The organism is Streptomyces sp. MZ04 (genome assembly GCF_004684775.1).
Lineage (GTDB): Bacteria > Actinomycetota > Actinomycetes > Streptomycetales > Streptomycetaceae > Streptomyces.
The window spans coordinates 15,487-33,842 of record NZ_SRIC01000034.1 but is presented as its reverse complement, the minus strand read 5'-3'; the positions used below and the strand labels follow the sequence as shown (position 1 = coordinate 33,842).

The window sequence follows — 18,356 nt, the reverse complement described above, 5'->3', positions numbered from 1 at the left end:
TCCTACGATGCCCGCATGGAAGCGCCCCCGAAGCAGTCGACCGCACAACTCCGCTGGGAGCGACGCACCCAGCGTCCGCTCCTCGCGCTCGCGGTGGCCTTCGCCGTCGCCTATGCCGTGCCCATCGTGGTGCCCGACGCGAGCAAGGCCGTGTCGAGGACGTGCACGGTGGTGGAGTGGATCGTCTGGGGTTCGTTCGCCACCGACTACCTCATACGTCTCTGCCTCTCCGATCACCGCAGGCGGTTCGTCCGCACTCACTGGCTCGACCTGTGTGCCGTCCTCCTGCCGATACTGCAGCCGCTGCGGCTGCTGCGGCTCGTCTCGACTCTGCTGCTGGTCGGGCGGCGGGCCCGGATGGCGTCGCAGATTCAGCTGACGACCTATGTCGCGGGTGCTGTGGTGGGCCTGCTCATGTTCGGTTCACTGGCTGTCCTTTCGGTGGAGCGGGAATCGCCGAACGGCAACATCAAGACCCTTGGCGACGCGGTGTGGTGGTCGTTCACCACGATGACCACCGTCGGCTATGGCGATCACGCGCCCACGACCGGTCTCGGGCGGGTGCTCGCGGTCGGCCTGATGCTGTCGGGCATCGCCCTCCTCGGTGTGGTCACCGCCAACATCGCGGCCTGGTTCATCGCCCGCTTCGACCGGGACGATGTCGAGGAGCGGCGCCAGACGGCGGCGATCGAGGCGCTGACAGCGGAGGTGCAGGCGCTGCGGGCGCAGGTGGCGGCGATGGCCGGTGAGGCGCCCCCGGTCAGCTCTCCCAGACCTTGAACGCCCGTACGCGATAAGGCGATTCGGGTGTCCAGGTGCCGCCGCCCGGATAGGTGTCGAACTCTCCGGTCTCGGCGCACTCCGCCGACTGGTAGGTGGTGACCGGCCGGCCGGTGCGGTTGGCGAGAGCTTCAGCGCTGCCCCCCTCCGGCAGCGCTACGCAGCTCTCGATGTCGATCCCGGACAGGTCGTACGTCTGTCGAGCACCCCGGAAGTCCGCCTTCTCCCAGAGGCAGAGCTCTCCTGGCCCGCACCCGGCGAGTGTTGGTGGCGCGGCGGCCCCGGCGTGCTTGGCCGGTGTCGTGGAATCGGCCTGCCCGGCGGGTGTCGTGGCCCCCGCGTGTGCGGGTGTCAGGATCACCGCGGCGAGGGCGGCAGCAGCGGAGACGGTCGCGGGCAGGGTCGTACGCATCTGAATCAACTCCCGTGTCGTGTCGATCACTTGTCAGCACTGTGACCCACTCGCTCGCTCCGTCGGAAGGGGTACGGATGTGCGTCACCCAGATAGGCGAAAGCCCCCCAGGCGGACCCTGAGGGGCTTTCCCTGATGCGCGAACGCCGGGCAGATGCTTGCTCGGCGTATGCGACGTATCCCCTAGATGTGTCCGACTCCGGCGCCCGCATCGGCGTTGGAGCCGCGCTTGGTCAGGACGGCCACCAGGGCCGCGACGACCGACACGACACCGGCGACGGTGAAGGCCAGGCCCATGCCGGACATGAACGTGTCGTGGACGACGTCCGTGATCTTTCCGAGCACGCCTTCATCGACGCCGGGGGCCTTGGCCACCTGCTCGGGCACGGCGCCGATCGCGGCCGCCTTGTCGAGGCCCGGCGGCGGCGCGTCCGGCAGGCCCGCGCTCTTCCACTCGCCCGCGAGGTCGGAGTTGACCTTGTTGGACATGACGGCGCCGAGGACGGCCGTACCGAGGCTGCCGCCGACCTGCATGCCGGCCTGCTGGAGGCCGCCCGCCACGCCGGAGAGCTCCAGCGGGGCGTTGCCCACGATGACCTCGGTGGCGCCGACCATGACCGGGGCCAGGCCCAGGCCGAGGAGGGCGAACCAGAGCGACATCGCGGCCGTGCCGGTCTCCGTGGTCATGGTCGTCATGCCGAACATCGCGACGGTCGTGAGCACCATGCCGCCCACCAGCGGGATCCGCGGCCCGAACTTGGTGATCAGCGCGCCGGCGATCGGCGAGGAGACGATCATCATGGCCGTCAGCGGCAGCAGGTGCAGACCGCTGTCGACCGGGCTCATCCCGTGCACGTTCTGCAGATAGAAGGTGACGAAGAACAGCCCGCCCATGAAGGCGAAGGCCATGAGCACCATCAGCACCGTGCCCGCGGAGAGCGGCACGGAGCGGAACAGGCCCAGCGGAATGAGCGGCTCCTTGACCTTGGTCTCCCACACGGCGAAGAGCACGAAGAGCACGACGGCCGCACCGAGGAAGGCCCAGGTCTTGCCGCTGCCCCAGCCCCAGGCGTCACCGGCCTTGATGAGCGCCCAGATGAGGGAGAACATCGCGCCCGAGAGCAGGACGATGCCGGGGATGTCGAAGGACTTCGGCGCGTTCTCCGCGCGGTGGTCCTTGAGGATCACCAGGCCGAGGACGAGCGCGACGACACCGACCGGCACGTTGATGAAGAACACCGACTGCCAGCTGACGTGCTCGACCAGCACACCGCCGAGGATCGGACCGCCCGCCGTGGAGGCTCCGATGACCATGCCCCAGATGCCGATCGCCATGTTCAGTTTCTCGGCGGGGAACGTGGCGCGCAGCAGACCGAGGGCGGCCGGCATCAGCAGCGCGCCGAAGAGACCCTGGAGCACCCGGAAGGCGATCACCAGGGAGACGCTCCCGGAGACACCGATGGCCCCCGAGGCGGCGGCGAAGCCCACGACACCGATCAGGAAGGTCTGCCGGTGGCCGAAGCGGTCACCGAGCTTGCCCGCCGTGATGAGCGCGACGGCCAGCGCGAGCAGGTAGCCGTTGGTTATCCACTGGACGTCCGCGAGCGAGGCGCCGAGATCCTTCTGGATGGCCGGGTTGGCGATCGCCACGATGGTGCCGTCCAGGGCGACCATCATCACGCCGATCGCGACGGAGAAGAGCGTCAGCCAAGGGTGGCCACGCAGGCCCTTGGTCGCGGCCGGAGCGGACGAGGGCTCCGGCGCCTTGTCCGCCTTGTCGACGGTGGTCTGACTAGTCATGTGCGCGAGGCTAATGTCAGCCTCTGACAGTTGACAAACCAATTCACAAGTCGGTAACTGTCACGTCGCTCACAGATAAGGTGAGCCGAGCTGGGCGAACAGGCAGGAAGAGGGACCGGAGTGAGGACCGAGCAGCGAGCGTCGGACTCGGCGGGATCGCAGGTCGAGGCATGCGCGGACACGACCGACGGGCCCTCCCGGCCCGGTCTTCGCGAGCGCAAGAAGCAGCGCACCCGTGACGCGCTCCTGCGTGCGGCGCTCGAGCTCTTCACGACCAAGGGGTACGAGGAGACGACCGTCGACGAGATCGCCGAGGCCGTCGACGTCTCCCAGCGCACGTTCTTCCGGTACTTCGCCAACAAGCAGGAGACCGCCTTCGCCGTACAGGACATGGTGGAGCGGCGGTTCGTGGAAGTGCTGCGCGAACGGCCCGCCGACGAAGCGCCGTTCGTCGCGCTGCGCGAGGCCGTCATCGGCGCCTGGGACGCGATGAGCCGGTCCATCGAGGAGGTCGTCCCTGTCGAACTCCACATGCGCACCTACCGGATGATCGAATCCACCCCCTCCCTGCTCGCCGTCCACCTGCGCCGCTCCATCGAGATGGAGGAGGAGATCGCGCGCGTGATCGCCGAGCGCGAGGGGCTCGACATGGACGAGGACCCGCGACCGCGGGTGGTGGTGGCCGCGTTCAGCGGGGTGATGCGGGCGACCGGTCAACTCTGGGGAGCGGGCGAGGACACCAGCGTCGAATCGATCCGCGCGCTCACCGAGTCGTACCTCGACCACCTGGGCCCGGCGCTGGCGGAGAACTGGCGCAAGTAGTGATCGCGCACCCACAGGGCCGCATAGGCGTAGCGATCAACTTCCGTAGCGCTTCGCTACGTTGAGTCATATCGATGAGCACCGTGCGTCATACTGCGCCTCGAGTGCGCTGCGCTCACGCCCCGCCTACGGAACGTGATGAATTCGCGCGATGCGCGCCCGCTTTGCCTCAATTACCCCACAGGAAACGTGATCTGCCTCACCCAGTGCACGGTAGGCATCACGATGCTCCTAGGCTGTTCCGTAGTGACTTCCTTCGACTCCTCCCCCCAACTCAACGTCTGGCGCGCATTGCTCGCGCTCGCCGTCGTATTCGTCATGCTGGCGACGACCGGCTGGACCGCGGTGCGCAACCACAGACACGCCGCGTCGCCGCTCGAAGCCACGCTCTCCGCCTGGGAACGAGGGCACATCAACGGCCGGGCGCTGCCCGACCCCGATGGCCCGGCCGGCAGGCTCGCCCACTTCTTCGCCTCGCTCGACGCGCAGGATCGTGCCCGGCTCGCCGCCCGCTATCCCCTGGCGGTCGGCAACATGAACGGTGCCCCCGTAGAGCTGCGCTATCGCGCGAACCACATCGCGCTGGGCAAGGCCCGCAAGATCGAGCAGCGACGCATGCACGACAAGCGCCTCTCGCCCCTCGGGCAGCAGGAGGCGGAGCGCAGGATGAAGCGGTTCGGCGTGATGATGCGCCCGGGCCGGCAGGTGCTGTCCTTCGACCCGATGGGGTCGGGGCGCATAGCCGAGGTCTTCGGAGACCTCGACAAGGCCTCCAGGGTGTCGGTCGTGGTGCCCGGTGTGGACACCAACCTGCTGACCTTCGAGCGGACGTTCCGCAAGTACTCGGCGCCCGTCGGCATGGCCAAGGCCCTGTACGGCGCGGAGCGGGCGGCGAGCCCACGCGCGCGTACCGCCGTGATCGCCTGGGCGGACTACACCGCGCCCGTCGGCCTCGGTGTGGACGCGGCGACGTCCATGCGCGCGGAGGACGGCGCGGTCCGGCTCAACTCCCTTGTGCGCGGGCTGCCCGGCCACTCCCCCATCGCGCTGTACTGCCACAGCTACGGCTCGGTGGTCTGCGGGGTCGCCGCGCGGGACCTGCCGTCCCGCGTCTCCGACATCGCGGTCGCGGGCAGCCCCGGAATGCGCGCCGACTCGGCGTCGCAGCTGGGCACCGGTGCCCGGGTCTGGGCCACCAGGGACGGCGACGACTGGATCGCGGATGTACCGAACATGGAGCTCGGCGGGCTTGGTCACGGGGCCGACCCGGTCTCACGGGACTTCGGCGCGCGGGTGCTGTCCGCCAAGGGCGCGGTCGGCCACACCGGGTACTTCGAACCGGGCACGGAGAGCCTCAGCAACTTCGCCGACATCGGCATCGGCTCGTACCGCTCAGTGCGGTGCGCGAACGAGGATGACGCGTGCCGGGAGGGTTTTTCCGGCACGACAGCGGCCTGACGCGCGTAGAAATCGACAAAACAGCGGCCCGCCGCAGGAGGGACGGAGGCGCGCGTGCCGCCTACGATGAGCCGCATGGGTGACGTACTGGCCGGATTTCATGCCGCCTGGGAGTTCGAGTCCGACTCCGTGCTCATCCGCTACGAACGGGGGATCCGCACACCGAAGCTGCTCCAGGCGCTCGGTGAACGCCGCATCCCCCATGAGGCGATCGCAGCGGTGACACTGACTCCTGGCAAGCGCGGGACGGTCGTCCTGCACGCAGTGCCGAGACCGGGCGCGGATCCGCTGATGGAGGCGGCAGCGGGTCAGCTCAAGGACGGCTGCGACCCGTACCGGCTAGTGCTGCCCGCCGAGCGGGAGACGCTCGCGGAGTACTACGCGGACGAGCTGCGGGCCCAGCTGACCCCGGACGACTGCGGCCCTCCGGACCGCTACCTGGTCGCCGCGCCGGAGACCCCGCTGCAGTTCAAGGCGTACGACGGCAAGGCGTCCTTCGACGGCAAAGCGGTGGCGTTCCGGTGGTTCTGGACGGGCGCTTCGTCCGCGAAGTGGAAGGCCGGCGACCAGAGCTTCCTGGTCACGGACCTGAGCGGCGTCGAGTGGCGCTCCCCCGAGGTCTTCGAGGGCCATCTGCGGCTGCTGCGCCGCGAGACCCCGCTCGCCCAGCCCGCGCAGGCGGACCAGGACCCCGCGGCCGTCGTCTTCGGTCTGGGGTACGGCCCGGTGCACGAGTCGCTGCCCTTCGCGGCGTCGGTGCTCGCCGCGGTGCGGGCATCGGGCCCGGCCCTGACTCCTGGCACGGTCGGCGCTGCCGCACCGGTGGCCCGGCGCGATCCGGCGGACATCGCGGAACGTATCCGGCACCTCGGCGAGCTGCACCAGGCGGGGCTGCTGACGGACGAGGAGTTCACGTCGAAGAAGGCCGAGCTGCTGGCGGAGCTCTGAGACCTGCGGGGCTTCGGAGCGGAGCTCTGAGCCTTGCGGGGCTTCGGAGCGGAGCTCTGAGCCTTGCGGGGCTTCGGTCATACCTCGGTATGGCTGGGGTCTCTGTTCGTACCTGGGTATGAGGTGCGGGTCAGCTCCGCGGTACGACGCCGTGCGGTGTGCTTCATGCCTACGCTGAGCAGGCCATGAGCAGCGCATCGACACCACCGGACCAGGAACCCCGCGCACCGGCCGCCGAGCCGGGCCGGCGCGGGGGCGCCCTTCTACGTGCGACCGCGGGTGTCCGCGAAGGGTTCGGACGGGCCGGGGTGTTCTTCACGACGCCCGCGAGGCGGACCGAGCCTCTGCTGGCGCGGGCTCCCCAGCACTGGATGCGGCTGCTGCCCCTGATCATCGCGCTGGCGTTCGTCGCGACACTCATCCCGGTCACCACTCAGGTACTCACAAACGACTACGGCGTGAGCGGTGGCCTCGCGGGTGCCCTGGGCGTCGCGCAGTCCGCACCCCTGCTGCTGGCGATCAGCCGCCCCATGCTCGCCTGGTACATCATGATCGTCGCCGATGTCCTCGGGGCGATCGTCACGATGTCCACGGGCCAGGACCGCCCCGGCCCCTGGACGGCCATGATCATCGTGGGGTACGTGGCCCTGTGCCTCGTCCTCTCGCTGCGCGAGAGCCGTCGCACGCTCCTGAGCATCTGGCTGGTCACGGTCGTCACGAGCCTTGTCCTCGGCGCGTTCCGCGACGGCGGCGGCCAGGACACCAGCGTGCTCCTGATCGTGCTGAGCGGTGTCGCGTTGCTGCTCGGCGCCCTGCTGCGGGAGCGCGGCGACGCACAGCGCAGACTCGTCGAGCAGGAGACCATCAGCGAGGCCGAGCGCGCCCAGCGCACCCTCCTCGAGGAACGGGCGCGTATCGCCCGGGAATTGCACGATGTCGTGGCCCACCACATGTCCGTGATCACGGTGCAGGCGGACTCCGCGCCCTACCGCATCGACGGCCTTCCTGACGCGGCCCGCGAGGAGTTCGGGAGCATAGCGACGAGCGCCCGTGAATCCCTCACCGAGATGCGGCGGCTGCTCGCGGTGCTGCGCAGCGAGGACGCGCAGGGCGAGCGGGCCCCGCAGCCGGGGCTCAGCCGGCTGCCGCATCTGGTGGAGGCGACGGTGCGCGCCGGCTTGCCGATCGATCTCTCACGTCCCGAACTGACCGTGCTCAGAGAGCTGGCCGACGTGACACCGGCCGTCGACCTGTCCGCGTACCGCATCGTCCAGGAAGCCCTGTCGAACGTGATGCGGCACGCGCCGGGAGCACGCACCTCCATCACCCTGACCCTGGACGAGGAGCACCTGCTGATCCTCGTCGTCAACGGCCCGGCGACCGATCCACCCGCCCCGTTGGAGGGCGGCGGCACAGGGCACGGACTCGTCGGCATGCGCGAGCGCGTACGGTTGGTCGGCGGCACGGTCGACACCGGGCCCCTGCCCGACGGCGGCTACCGCGTGGCGGCCCAACTCCCCCTCCTGAAGAAGGACTCCGGCACCGCATGACCATCCGCGTGATCATCGTCGATGACCAGAACATGGTGCGGGCCGGCTTCGCCGCACTGCTCGCGGCGCAGAGTGACATCGACGTCGTCGGCGAAGCGCCGAACGGCAAGGAGGGTGTCGACGTCAGTCGCCGCACCCATCCCGATGTCGTCCTGATGGATGTCCGGATGCCGGAGATGGACGGACTCGCCGCCACTCGCGCCTTGTTGGACCCGCCGCCCGGCGTGGTGCACGTTCCCAAGGTGCTGATGCTCACCACCTTCGACGTGGACGACTACGTGTACGAGGCGCTGCGCGCCGGCGCCTCGGGGTTCCTCCTCAAGGACGCCCCGCCCGCCGACCTGATCTCGGCGGTCCGTGTGGTGGCGGCCGGGGAGGCACTGCTCGCGCCGTCGGTGACACGGCGGCTGATCACGGACTTCGCCAAGCAGCGGCCGCGCAACGACCAGTCACTGCGTCTCAACGGTCTGACGCCGCGTGAGACCGAGGTACTGGTGCTGATCGCGCGCGGTCTGTCCAATCAGGAGATCGCCGAGCGCCTGGTCCTCGCCGAGCAGACGGTGAAGACCCATATCGGCAAGGTCCTCTCCAAGTTGGACCTGCGCGACCGCGCACAGGCCGTGATCTTCGCGTACGAGTCCGGCCTCATCACGCCGGGCGAGCAGTAGCGCGCCCGCCCCCTACCGCGGTACTGGCTCCACATACCCCGGTATCAGTCGCGAGTTGGCACCGCAGTGTGAGGTGCCGCGGGTCACCGTCTTCCTACCTTTCCCCTCGTCACGCCAGAGCGTGCAACGAATTGGGGAGGGAGACGGGCCATGCGCCTTCGTTCTCGGGAATCTCGCAGGTATCGCGGCAACTGGAAGGACCGCAGCAAGCGGACCCTGATCGCCGCGGCTCTCACGACGACGGTCGTGGCCGGCACGACGGGCTGGGCCGTCGGCAATGAAGAGCAGCCGATCACCGGCCCACCGCCGGGCACACAAGCCTGGCGCGCGGACCATACGCAGGGGGTACGGCTGCCGGATCCTGCGACCGCGTCCCCCGCCCGAGTGGACGCGTTCTTCGGCTCGTTGAGCGACGCCCGGCAGCGTGAGCTGGCCGAGCGGCACCCGTCGGTCGTCGGCAATCTGGACGGCGCCCCGATCTCACTGCGGTACGAGGCCAACTCCCTCTCCCTGAAGGCCGAGCGCGACCGCGAGCGGGCCCGCGCGAACGATCCGGACCTCACACGGCAGGATCACGAGCGGGCCCGGTCCCTGGTCGCTCGGTACGAAGAGCTGCTGGATCCCGGTCGGCGGATACTCGCCTTCGACCCTCGCGGCAGAGGTCAAATCGCCGAGGTGTACGGCGACTTGGCGATCGCCGACCGGGTGTCGGTCATCGTGCCGGGCTCCGACATCGACCTGAGCACCTTCGACCGCACGAGCGACAAATACGGCACACCGGCAGGGATGGCACGCTCGCTGCACGCGGCGGCGGGTGACCGCACGGCCGTGGTGGCCTGGGTCGGGTACACCACACCGGTCGGTCTCGGCCCCGACGCGGCGACGGGACGGCTCGCGGAAGCGGGAGCTCCCCGCCTCGCGCGATTCGTGCAGGGCCTGACGGCATCGGGTGCCCCACGGCCCGCCGTGTTCTGCCACAGCTACGGCTCGGTGGTGTGCGGCCTCGCGGCTCCGAAACTGCCGGCGTCCGACCTGGTGGTGCTCGGCTCCCCCGGAATGCGTGCCGACAGCGTCGCCGATCTGCACACCACCGCCCGCGTCTGGGCCGCCCGCGACGACAGCGACTGGATCGGCGACGTGCCGAACGTCGAGCTGTTCGGCCTCGGCCACGGCACGGACCCGGCAGGCCCGGGCTTCGGCGCCCGACGCGTTCCCGCGGAACGGGCCGAGGGGCACACCGGCTACTTCGCGCCCGGGACGGATTCGCTGCAGGCCTTCGCCGCCATCGCACAGACCCCTTCCGGCACCGCACCGGGCAAGAACGGCATCGACGGAAGCGAGTCCTCCGCCGGCGCCCGTCCCATCGGAGAGCGGTCATGAGCCTCACGCCCCTGGCAAAGTTGCGCGGGACCGCGGCGGCGATCGACGCCAAGACGCCCGCCCATCGTGACCGGGCCATAGACGGGCTGCGTGCGCTCGCCCTGCTCGCCGTGCCGACCGGGCACTGGCTGCTCGGCGGCTTCACCCTCGATACGGGAGGCGCACTGCACAATGCCAGCCCCCTGGCCACGTTCGGATTCTTCGCACCGCTGAGCTGGGTGCTGCAAATGCTGGGCATCTTCTTCCTGGTCGGCGGATATGCCTCCGCTCTGTCGTACCGCCGCGCGGTGGCGCGCGGCGAGTCGACAGGGCGATGGCTCCGCGGGCGGGTGGCACGCCTCGGGCGCCCGGTCCTCGGGGTGACGGCCGTATGGGCCGCGCTGATCCCGGTGTTGTACGCGCTGGGAGTGCCGGGGACGACTCTGCGCACGGGGTCCACGCTGGTCATACAGCCGCTGTGGTTCGTCGGCATCTATGCGGTGATCACCGCGCTCACCCCGTGGTGCATCCGAGCGGCCGAGCGGCTCGGGGCCTGGGCCGCGGCGCCGCTTCTCGGCTCGGTCGCCGTCGTCGACTTCCTGCGCTACGGGCCGGTCGGGGACGCCATGCCGCCCTGGCTGAGCTTGTTGAATCTGCTGCCCGGCTGGATGTTCGCCTATCAACTGGGCGTCAGCTGGGGCGAGAAGAGGCTGGGTAGGCGCGGCGCGTGGCTGCTCCTGATCGGCGGCACGGCTCTGTTCGCCGCCTTGCTGCTCGCGTTCCACTATCCGGCGTCGATGGTCGGCGTGCCGGGCGAGGCCCGGACGAATTCGCATCCGCCGTCGCTGCTGGTCCTGGCGCTCGCGGCCGCGCAGAGCGGCGCGGCGATCCTGCTGCGCGAGCGGATCGGCAGGCTGCTGCACAGGCCGGCGCTGTGGGCACCGGTCGTCGTCACCAACCTGTCGGCGATGACGATCCTGTGCTGGCACCAGACGGCACTGCTCGCCGCGGCCGTACCCGGTTCGTTCCTCGGGGGCACAGTGCCGGGGCTGACCGCGGCACCGGACACCCTGGGCTGGATAGCCGCCCGGATCGCCTGGCTTCCGGTCTTCGGGGCCCTGCTGGTGCTGATAGGCAGCCGTACGCGCGGCTTCGAAGCTCCCTGGAAGCGGGCGACGCGCGGGCGTCAGGCCCTCGCCGGGCTGCTGGCGGCCGGGTTCGCGGTCTTCGCCCTGGGGTTGGCGTGAGCGCCTCGGGACGGCGGGCGGGGACGACCCGGGCAGGCCGAGGCGTCCCCTGGCGGCTACTCCCGGCCGGCCGAGGTGAACGTCATGTCGGTGTAGCGGTCGCCCGCGACCTTGGCGGCGATGGGGGCGAGGAGGTCGAGTTCGGCGGGGGTGAGCTCGATGCGGGTGGCCGCGGTGTTCTCCTCGACCCGGGTGCGCTTGCGGGTGCCGGGGATGGGGACGACGGTCAGTCCGTGGGCCTGGGCCTGCTGTTGGACCCAGGCGAGGGCTATCTGGCCGAGGGTCACGCCGTGGGCGTCGGCGACGGTGCGCACCGGTTCGAGGAGTGCCGAGTTGGCGGCGGCGTTGTCGCCCGTGAAGCGGGGCTGCTGACGGCGGAAGTCGTCCTGGCCGAGCTCCTTGTCGGCGCTGACGAACGAGCCGGTGAGGAAGCCCCGGCCTAGCGGCGAGTAGGGGACGAGGCCGACGCCGAGTTCGGTGGCGGCGGGGACGACACCCCGCTCGATGTCCCGGCTGAAGAGCGACCACTCCGACTGCAGGGCGGCGATGGGGTGGACGGCGTGGGCGGCGCGGAGTTCGGGGCCGGTGACCTCGCTGAGGCCGAGGTGCTTGACCTTGCCCGCGGCGACGAGTTCGGCCATCACGCCGACGGTCTCCTCGATCGGTACGTTCGGGTCGCGGCGGTGCATGTAGTAGAGGTCGATGGTGTCCACGCCGAGGCGTCGCAGGCTCGCGTCGACGCAGGAACGGATGTACGCGGGGTCGTTGTTGATGATCCGCTTCGTCGGGTCGTCCGGGTCCACGGCCAGGGAGAACTTGGTCGCGATGACGACCTCGTCGCGATGTGCCTTGAAGAAGGGAGAGAGGAACTGCTCGTTCTCGCCGGTGGCGTAGGCGTCGGCGGTGTCGTAGAGGGTGACGCCCAGGTCCAGGGCGCGTTCCAGGGTGGCCTGGGCCTCGTCGGCGTCGGTGGGGCCGTACGCGAAGCTCATGCCCATGCAGCCGAGTCCCTGGACGCCGACCTCGGGGCCGTCCGTCCCGAGCTGGACCTTCGCGATCTGGCCTGTCTGTGCGGTCATCAGGTTCAGTGCCTCTCCGGCGCCTGTCGGGCGTCCGAGTAGAAGTTGATCTTGTAGTCGAGTACGGCGAGCGTGTCCTGGAGTTCCGCGATGCGCGTGCGGACGTCGCGGCGCGTCTGTTCGAGGAGTTCGTGGCGCTCGGTGAAGGTGTGGTCGCCTTCGCGGACCAGCTCGGCGTAGCGGACCATGTCGGCCACCGGCATGCCGGTCAGGCGGAGCTTGCCGACGAAGGTGAGCCAGTCGAGGTCGCGGTTGCGGTAGCGGCGCTGGCCCGTGTGGGAGCGGTCGATGTGGGGCATCAGGCCGATTCGCTCGTACCAGCGCAGGGTGTGCGCGGTCAGGCCGATGAAGGCGACGACCTCGCTGATCGTGTAGTGGTCCTGCCCGTCCGGGCGCGGGTGGGCGGTGGGCGCCGAGGCGCAGGCGTCGGCCTTCGTGTCGGTCAGGCCCTGTGCGTCGGCCAGGCCCTGCGCGGGGGTCAGGCCCTGCGCGGGGGCGGTCTCGGTCTCCATCACCGTCATGACCACCACGCTAGAACCTTGGAGTGCACTCCAAGCAAGCAGATCCGGGAGGAAAGATGTGACGGAAACAAACCGCGGGAAATCCCGTCGCGTGGTGACTACGGTGCCGATCATGAGTGTTGTTCGCCGTGCGATGCCAGAGGATGCCGAAGAGCTGATCAGGTTGCGGCAGGTGATGATCGATTCGGTCTTCGCCGCCCGTGCCGGGGGCGAGTCCGACACCAGTTGGCATGCCGAGTCCGTGCCCACGGTACGGGCAAGACTGGCCGATCCGGACGGGGAGTTCGCGGCGTTCGTCCTCGACTTCCCCGGCCGGCCGGGGAAGCTGGCGGCCCTGGTCGTGGGGACGCTGGACTACCGCATCGGGCGGGCGGGGAATCCGCACGGGGTCGTCGGCTATGTGTTCAGTGTCGCCACCGATCCCGGGCAGCGGCGCCGTGGGTATGCGCGGGCTTGTATGGAGACGCTGCTCGACTGGTTCCGTGAGCGGGGTGCGGTCAGTGTCGATCTCAACGCGTCGGCGGAGGCGGAGCCGCTGTATGCCTCGCTCGGCTTCGTGCGCAAGCCGGACCCCTCGATGCGGCTGAGCCTCTAGGGCCCTTACGCTCGTACGCATGCAGAGCCTGGCGTTGATCGAGAACTGGCCGGTACCCACCGCTGCCGCCGCCGTCGTCCGTGCGGACGGCACGATCGCAGGGGTCCATGGGCCCACGGGGCACCGGTTCGCGCTCGCCTCGGTCACCAAGCCGATCGCGGCGTACGCGGCGCTGGTGGCGTACGAGGAGGGGGCGATCGAGCTCGACGAGCCCGCCGGGCCCGAGGGGTCGACCGTGCGGCATCTGCTCGCGCACACCAGCGGCCTCGCCTTCGACGAGCACCGGGTGACGGCGCCTGCCGGGACCCGGCGGCTGTACTCGAACTCGGGGTTCGAGGTGCTTGGGGATCACATCGCCAAGGCTACGGAGATTCCCTTCGGGGAGTATCTGCGGCAGGCGGTGCTCGAGCCGCTGGGGATGACGGCGACCTCGCTCGAGGGGGGTGCCTCGCCCGCAAAGGACGGGGTGTCCACCGTGGATGACCTGGTGAAGTTCGCGGCAGAGGTGCAGGTTCCCCGGTTGCTGGATCCGCGGACTGTGGCTGAGGCGATGTCCGTGGCGTATCCGGGACTGAAGGGCGTGCTGCCGGGGTACGGGCATCAGAATCCCAATGACTGGGGGCTCGGATTCGAGATCCGGGACTCCAAGTCGCCGCACTGGACGGGGAGTTCTTCTTCGCCTCGGACGTTCGGGCACTTCGGTCAGGCCGGGACGTTTCTGTGGGTCGACCCCGATGCGGGGGCGGCGTGTGTCGCCCTGACGGATCGGCCGTTCGGGCCGTGGGCGGTCGAGGTGTGGCCCGCGTTCACAGACGCGGTGCTCTCCGAGCTGTAAGCCGGGGGGATCGGACTAGGGCCTGTCCGATGGGTCCTGCCGGGATCGCGACCCCTGGCACGCACCAGGGCCCGCTCGGCCCTGATCAATCGGCACCCGGCGCGAAGGCCGGCCTGACCCATCGGACAGGCCCTAGCGGCAGTAATCAGGGGCCGAGACCACCCCCTCACCCCCCGCTCTCACCTCGTCATCTCCCACACCAACAGCTCCGCCCCCGTCGGAGACATGGCCGAGGCCTCCAAGGGGTCCTCCCCCGTCATCCGCACCGCGTCACCCTCCCGCAATTCCGCACCGCCCAGGCGGACTTCGCCGTGCACCACGTGGACGTACACGAAAGGTGCCGCCGGTATCGCCGTGCGTTCCTCCGGGGACAGGCGGCGGACGTGGAGGAGGGCTCCCGCTGCGGGGACCGCGTAGGGGGTGGAGTCCGCGATGCCGTGGACCACCTCGTAGGACGGGTCGCCTCCCGGCGCGAGGGGGGAGAGCCACATCTGGACGAAGACCAGGGGATCCGCTCCGTCGTTGCGTTCCACATGGCGTACGCCGCCGCCCGCGCTGAGGCGCTGGACGTCGCCCGCGCGGACCACCGACTCGTGGCCCGTGGAGTCGCGGTGGGTGAGCTCGCCCTGGGCCACCCACGTCACGATCTCCGTGTGGCTGTGCGGGTGCTCCTCGAAGCCCGCGCCGGGCGCGAGCCGCTCTTCGTTGCAGGCCAGGATCGCGCCGAAGCGGAGGTTGTCGGGGTCGTAGTGCGGCCCGAAGGAGAAGGCGTGGAAGGTCTCGATACCGGTGCCGGGCTCCCCGCCGCGGTACCGATCGCCGGAGCGCCGTACATCAATCACACCCCCACGTTAGACCCGGCACCGCACGTCCCCGTCCCGATAAGGCAGTCTTGTCCCCGTGCCCGAACCCTCTGCGAACGAAGCCCGCCAGGACGCCCATCAGGCAGCCCACGAGGAAGCAGCGCGCCATGAGGAAGCCGCGCGTCAGGACGCGCACCGGAAGGCCCACGCGCACTCAGCCACGCTGAAGCGCCTCGAGCAGTCATCCGGCAGCCTCGCCGCGCAGGCCATCGCGCGCATGGACGAGACGCTGTCCTGGTACCGGGCCATGCCACCGGAGAACCGCTCCTGGATCGGCCTGGTGGCGCAGGCCGGCATCGCCGCCTTCACCGAGTGGTTCCGGCATCCCGACGCCCCCCAGGCCATCTCCACCGACGTCTTCGGCACCGCCCCGCGCGAGCTGACCAGGGCGATCACCCTGCGCCAGACCGTCGAGATGGTGCGTACGACGATCGAGGTGATGGAGTCCGCGGTCGACGAGATCGCGGCCCCGGGAGATGAATCCATCCTCCGCGAGGCGCTGCTCGTCTACGCCCGCGAGATCGCCTTCGCCACCGCGCAGGTCTACGCGCAGGCCGCCGAGGCACGCGGTGCCTGGGACGCCCGGCTCGAGTCGCTCGTCGTGAACGCCGTCCTCTCCGGGGAGGCCGACGAAGGCGCGGTCAGCAGGGCCGCCGCGCTCGGCTGGAACTCACCCGAGCATGTCTGTGTCGTCCTGGGCACCGCGCCCGACGGCGACAGCGAGCTCACCGTCGAGGCCATCCGCCGCGCCGCCCGGCACGCCAAACTGCAGGTCCTGACCGGCGTGCTCGGCGACCGCCTGGTCGTCATCGCGGGCGGCAGCGACAACCCGCTGCACGTCGCGAAGGGTCTGATCGGTCCGTACGCGGCAGGCCCCGTGGTCGCCGGGCCGATCGTCCCCGACCTGCTCGCGGCCACCCGTTCCGCACAGGCGGCGGCCGCCGGGCTCAAGGCGTGCGCCGCCTGGCAGGACGCCCCGAGGCCCGTTCTCGCGGACGATCTCCTGCCGGAGCGCGCGATCGCCAGCGATCCCGCCGCGCGCGAGCAATTGGTGGAGGAGATCTACAGACCGCTGGAGGAGGCGGGCTCCGCGCTCCTGGAGACGCTGAGCGTCTACCTGGAACAGGCGAGCAGCCTCGAGGGGGCCGCCCGGATGCTCTTCGTTCACCCCAACACCGTGCGCTACCGGCTCCGACGTGTGACTGACGTCACCGGCTGGTCACCCTCCGACGTACGCTCCGCATTCACGCTGCGCATCGCGCTGATCCTGGGGCGTCTGGCCGACGGAGATCTCCAACCGTAGCGTTTTGTCGAGCCCCTACAATTCCCCCAGCCGTTCTTGGTCCCTGTCCCCACGGGCGGCTCCCACCGTCCACAAGAGAGAGTGTGAGAGTGCTCGTACTCGTCGCTCCCGGCCAAGGCGCTCAGACGCCCGGCTTCCTGACCCCCTGGCTCGACCTCCCCGGCGCGGCCGACCGCCTCGCGGCGTGGTCGGACGCCATCGGGCTCGACCTCGCCCACTACGGCACGCAGGCCGACGCGGACGCGATCCGCGACACCGCCGTGGCCCAGCCGCTGCTTGTGGCCGCCGGTCTGCTCGCCGCCGAGGCGCTCGGCGACGCGCTCGTGGCGAACAAGCCCGGCGCGGTCGCGGGACACAGCGTCGGCGAGATCACCGCGGCCGCGTACGCCGGTGTGCTCACCGATGACGACGCGCTCCGCCTCGTACGCAAGCGCGGGCTCGCCATGGCCGACGCCGCCGCGATCACGGAGACCGGCATGGCGGCGCTGCTCGGCGGCGACCCCGACGTCACCGTCGCGCACCTGGAGAAGCTCGGCCTGACACCGGCGAACGTGAACGGCGCGGGCCAGATCGTCGCCGCGGGCACCGCCGAGCAGCTCACCGCGCTCGCCGAGGACAAGCCCGAGGGTGTCCGCCGCGTCGTTCCGTTGAAGGTCGCGGGCGCGTTCCACACGCACCACATGGCTCCCGCCGTCGCCACGCTCGAGGAGGCCGCCAAGGCCCTCGACATCGACGACCCGAAGCTGACGTACGTCTCCAACCGTGACGGCAAGACCGTGGCTTCCGGCTCCGACGTGGTGTCCCGGCTTGTGGGCCAGGTCGCCAACCCGGTCCGCTGGGACCTGTGCATGGAGACGTTCAAGGAGCTCGGCGCCACGGGGATGATCGAGCTGTGCCCCGGCGGCACGCTGACCGGGATCGCCAAGCGGGCCCTGCCGGGCGTGCGGACGGTGGCCCTGAAGACCCCGGACGACCTCGACGCCGCATCCGCGCTGATCGCCGACACCGCATCCGCCGACACCGCATCCGCCGCCGACGCGGCGGGTGCCTGAGAAGGAGCTTGGACAGCATGTCGAAGATCAAGCCCAGTAAGGGCGCCCCTTACGCGCGCATCATGGGCGTCGGCGGCTACCGGCCCACGCGTGTCGTGCCCAACGAGGTGATCCTCGAGACGATCGACTCCTCCGACGAGTGGATCCGCTCCCGCTCCGGCATCGCGACGCGCCACTGGGCCTCCGACGAGGAGACCGTGGCCGCGATGTCCATCGAGGCCTCGGGCAAGGCGATCGCCGACGCGGGCATCACGCCCGAGCAGATCGGCGGCGTGATCGTCGCGACCGTCTCGCACTTCCAGCAGACCCCGGCCATCGCCACCGAGATCGCGGACAAGATCGGCGCGGGCAAGCCCGCCGCGTTCGACATCTCCGCGGGCTGCGCGGGCTTCGGCTACGGCCTCACCCTCGCCAAGGGCATGGTCGTCGAGGGCTCCGCCGAGTACGTCCTCGTCATCGGCGTGGAGCGGCTGAGCGACCTCACCGACCTCGAGGACCGCGCGACGGCCTTCCTGTTCGGTGACGGCGCGGGCGCCGTGATCGTGGGCCCGTCCCAGGAACCGAAGATGGGCCCCACCATCTGGGGCAGCGAGGGCGACAAGTCCGAGACCATCAAGCAGACCGTGCCGTGGAACGAGTTGCACGTCGGCGATGTCTCGAAGCTGCCGCTCGACAGCGCGGGCAACATCAAGTTCCCTGCCATCACGCAGGAGGGCCAGGCGGTCTTCCGCTGGGCCGTGTTCGAGATGGCGAAGGTCGCCAAGGAGGCGCTGGACGCCGCCGGCCTGAGCCCGGACGACCTGGACGTCTTCATCCCGCACCAGGCCAACATGCGGATCATCGACTCGATGGTGAAGACACTGAAACTGCCGGAGCACGTCACGGTCGCCCGTGACGTGGAGACCACCGGTAATACGTCGGCCGCCTCGATTCCGCTCGCGATGGAGCGGCTTCTGGCGACCGGCGCGGCGAAGAGCGGCGACACCGCGCTCGTCATCGGCTTCGGGGCGGGTCTCGTGTACGCCGCCACGGTCGTTACCCTCCCCTAGGCATCACGTAAGGAT

Annotated in this window: 18 protein-coding genes; 13 read left to right on the top strand and 5 right to left on the bottom strand. The window is 70.1% G+C overall.

The annotated features are described in order from the left end of the window. Window positions 1-15 precede the first annotated feature (15 nt). A complete protein-coding gene (locus E2651_RS10665) occupies window positions 16-780 on the top strand; it encodes a potassium channel family protein (protein ID WP_135330817.1) in 765 nt (254 codons plus the stop codon). Here the strand turns inward: E2651_RS10665 and E2651_RS10660 are convergent. Together E2651_RS10660 and E2651_RS10655 are read right to left on the bottom strand one after the other, a co-directional pair. Next, window positions 761-1,192 carry a peptidase inhibitor family I36 protein gene (locus E2651_RS10660; protein WP_135330832.1) on the bottom strand — a complete coding sequence of 144 codons (432 nt, stop codon included), beginning with the start codon at window positions 1,190-1,192 and terminating at the stop codon, window positions 761-763. The genes E2651_RS10665 and E2651_RS10660 overlap by 20 nt on opposite strands. Before the next feature lie 183 nt (window positions 1,193-1,375). After that, the gene (locus E2651_RS10655; protein ID WP_135330816.1) at window positions 1,376-2,992 is read right to left on the bottom strand and encodes an MFS transporter; all 1,617 of its coding nucleotides are present in this window, start codon (window positions 2,990-2,992) and stop codon (window positions 1,376-1,378) included. Between the two features lie 246 nt (window positions 2,993-3,238). Between E2651_RS10655 and E2651_RS10650 the strand changes: the two genes are divergently transcribed. From E2651_RS10650 to E2651_RS10620, 7 genes are all read left to right on the top strand, one after another. Then, a complete protein-coding gene (locus E2651_RS10650; RefSeq protein WP_245238729.1) occupies window positions 3,239-3,814 on the top strand; it encodes a TetR family transcriptional regulator in 576 nt (191 codons plus the stop codon). A 246-nt stretch (window positions 3,815-4,060) separates the two neighbouring features. After that, window positions 4,061-5,272, top strand: coding sequence for an alpha/beta hydrolase (locus tag E2651_RS10645; RefSeq protein WP_135330814.1), 1,212 nt, complete (start codon window positions 4,061-4,063; stop codon window positions 5,270-5,272). A gap of 66 nt (window positions 5,273-5,338) precedes the next feature. Beyond that, a complete protein-coding gene (locus E2651_RS10640; protein WP_135330831.1) occupies window positions 5,339-6,220 on the top strand; it encodes a DUF4429 domain-containing protein in 882 nt (293 codons plus the stop codon). A gap of 185 nt (window positions 6,221-6,405) precedes the next feature. Further along, a complete protein-coding gene (locus tag E2651_RS10635) occupies window positions 6,406-7,770 on the top strand; it encodes a histidine kinase (protein ID WP_135330813.1) in 1,365 nt (454 codons plus the stop codon). Continuing rightward, window positions 7,767-8,438 (top strand): response regulator transcription factor, encoded by a 672-nt coding sequence (locus E2651_RS10630; protein ID WP_135330812.1) that lies wholly within the window; start codon window positions 7,767-7,769, stop codon window positions 8,436-8,438. Before E2651_RS10635 ends, E2651_RS10630 begins: the two co-directional genes overlap by 4 nt. A gap of 150 nt (window positions 8,439-8,588) precedes the next feature. Continuing rightward, on the top strand, window positions 8,589-9,818 hold the full coding sequence (locus E2651_RS10625; protein ID WP_135330811.1) for an alpha/beta hydrolase: 1,230 nt from the start codon (window positions 8,589-8,591) through the stop codon (window positions 9,816-9,818). After that, window positions 9,815-11,044, top strand: a complete 1,230-nt coding sequence (locus E2651_RS10620) for an acyltransferase (protein ID WP_135330810.1) — start codon at window positions 9,815-9,817, stop codon at window positions 11,042-11,044. The genes E2651_RS10625 and E2651_RS10620 overlap by 4 nt, the downstream gene beginning before the upstream one ends. 56 nt (window positions 11,045-11,100) lie before the next feature. Here the strand turns inward: E2651_RS10620 and E2651_RS10615 are convergent, their stop codons facing one another. After that, a complete protein-coding gene (locus E2651_RS10615; RefSeq protein ID WP_135330809.1) occupies window positions 11,101-12,123 on the bottom strand; it encodes an aldo/keto reductase in 1,023 nt (340 codons plus the stop codon). Window positions 12,124-12,128: 5 nt separating this feature from the next. Further along, on the bottom strand, window positions 12,129-12,644 hold the full coding sequence (locus E2651_RS10610; protein ID WP_245238727.1) for a MerR family transcriptional regulator: 516 nt from the start codon (window positions 12,642-12,644) through the stop codon (window positions 12,129-12,131). Between the two features lie 112 nt (window positions 12,645-12,756). Here E2651_RS10610 and E2651_RS10605 point away from each other — a divergent pair, with 112 nt between their 5' ends. Together E2651_RS10605 and E2651_RS10600 are read left to right on the top strand one after the other, a co-directional pair. After that, window positions 12,757-13,239 (top strand): GNAT family N-acetyltransferase, encoded by a 483-nt coding sequence (locus E2651_RS10605; protein ID WP_135330808.1) that lies wholly within the window; start codon window positions 12,757-12,759, stop codon window positions 13,237-13,239. A gap of 19 nt (window positions 13,240-13,258) precedes the next feature. Continuing rightward, window positions 13,259-14,074, top strand: coding sequence for a serine hydrolase domain-containing protein (locus E2651_RS10600; protein ID WP_135330807.1), 816 nt, complete (start codon window positions 13,259-13,261; stop codon window positions 14,072-14,074). Between the two features lie 179 nt (window positions 14,075-14,253). Here the strand turns inward: E2651_RS10600 and E2651_RS10595 are convergent, their stop codons facing one another. Then, entirely contained in the window at window positions 14,254-14,916 is a 663-nt protein-coding gene (locus E2651_RS10595; protein WP_135330806.1) for a pirin family protein, read from the bottom strand. Window positions 14,917-15,100: 184 nt separating this feature from the next. Here E2651_RS10595 and fasR point away from each other — a divergent pair, with 184 nt between their 5' ends. The 3 genes from fasR (at window position 15,101) to E2651_RS10580 (ending at window position 18,341) form a co-directional block, all read left to right on the top strand. Then, complete coding sequence (fasR, locus tag E2651_RS10590; protein ID WP_135330829.1) at window positions 15,101-16,240, top strand: fatty acid biosynthesis transcriptional regulator FasR; 1,140 nt, start codon at window positions 15,101-15,103, stop codon at window positions 16,238-16,240. Between the two features lie 89 nt (window positions 16,241-16,329). Further along, window positions 16,330-17,292 (top strand): ACP S-malonyltransferase, encoded by a 963-nt coding sequence (locus E2651_RS10585; RefSeq protein ID WP_135330805.1) that lies wholly within the window; start codon window positions 16,330-16,332, stop codon window positions 17,290-17,292. 17 nt (window positions 17,293-17,309) lie between these two features. Further along, window positions 17,310-18,341: a ketoacyl-ACP synthase III gene (locus E2651_RS10580; protein WP_135330804.1), complete on the top strand. Its 1,032-nt coding sequence runs from the start codon at window positions 17,310-17,312 to the stop codon at window positions 18,339-18,341. Window positions 18,342-18,356 lie beyond the last annotated feature (15 nt).

What these genes read in the sequence shown, in the direction of transcription:
- E2651_RS10665 (WP_135330817.1), top strand. Translation starts at nt 16, where the DNA reads ATGGAAGCGCCCCCGAAGCAGTCGACCGCACAACTCCGCTGGGAGCGA.
- E2651_RS10660 (WP_135330832.1), bottom strand. Translation starts at nt 1,192, where the DNA reads ATGCGTACGACCCTGCCCGCGACCGTCTCCGCTGCTGCCGCCCTCGCC.
- E2651_RS10655 (WP_135330816.1), bottom strand. Translation starts at nt 2,992, where the DNA reads ATGACTAGTCAGACCACCGTCGACAAGGCGGACAAGGCGCCGGAGCCC.
- E2651_RS10640 (WP_135330831.1), top strand. Translation starts at nt 5,339, where the DNA reads ATGAGCCGCATGGGTGACGTACTGGCCGGATTTCATGCCGCCTGGGAG.
- E2651_RS10635 (WP_135330813.1), top strand. Translation starts at nt 6,406, where the DNA reads ATGAGCAGCGCATCGACACCACCGGACCAGGAACCCCGCGCACCGGCC.
- E2651_RS10630 (WP_135330812.1), top strand. Translation starts at nt 7,767, where the DNA reads ATGACCATCCGCGTGATCATCGTCGATGACCAGAACATGGTGCGGGCC.
- E2651_RS10625 (WP_135330811.1), top strand. Translation starts at nt 8,589, where the DNA reads ATGCGCCTTCGTTCTCGGGAATCTCGCAGGTATCGCGGCAACTGGAAG.
- E2651_RS10620 (WP_135330810.1), top strand. Translation starts at nt 9,815, where the DNA reads ATGAGCCTCACGCCCCTGGCAAAGTTGCGCGGGACCGCGGCGGCGATC.
- E2651_RS10615 (WP_135330809.1), bottom strand. Translation starts at nt 12,123, where the DNA reads ATGACCGCACAGACAGGCCAGATCGCGAAGGTCCAGCTCGGGACGGAC.
- E2651_RS10610 (WP_245238727.1), bottom strand. Translation starts at nt 12,644, where the DNA reads ATGACGGTGATGGAGACCGAGACCGCCCCCGCGCAGGGCCTGACCCCC.
- E2651_RS10605 (WP_135330808.1), top strand. Translation starts at nt 12,757, where the DNA reads ATGAGTGTTGTTCGCCGTGCGATGCCAGAGGATGCCGAAGAGCTGATC.
- E2651_RS10600 (WP_135330807.1), top strand. Translation starts at nt 13,259, where the DNA reads ATGCAGAGCCTGGCGTTGATCGAGAACTGGCCGGTACCCACCGCTGCC.
- E2651_RS10580 (WP_135330804.1), top strand. Translation starts at nt 17,310, where the DNA reads ATGTCGAAGATCAAGCCCAGTAAGGGCGCCCCTTACGCGCGCATCATG.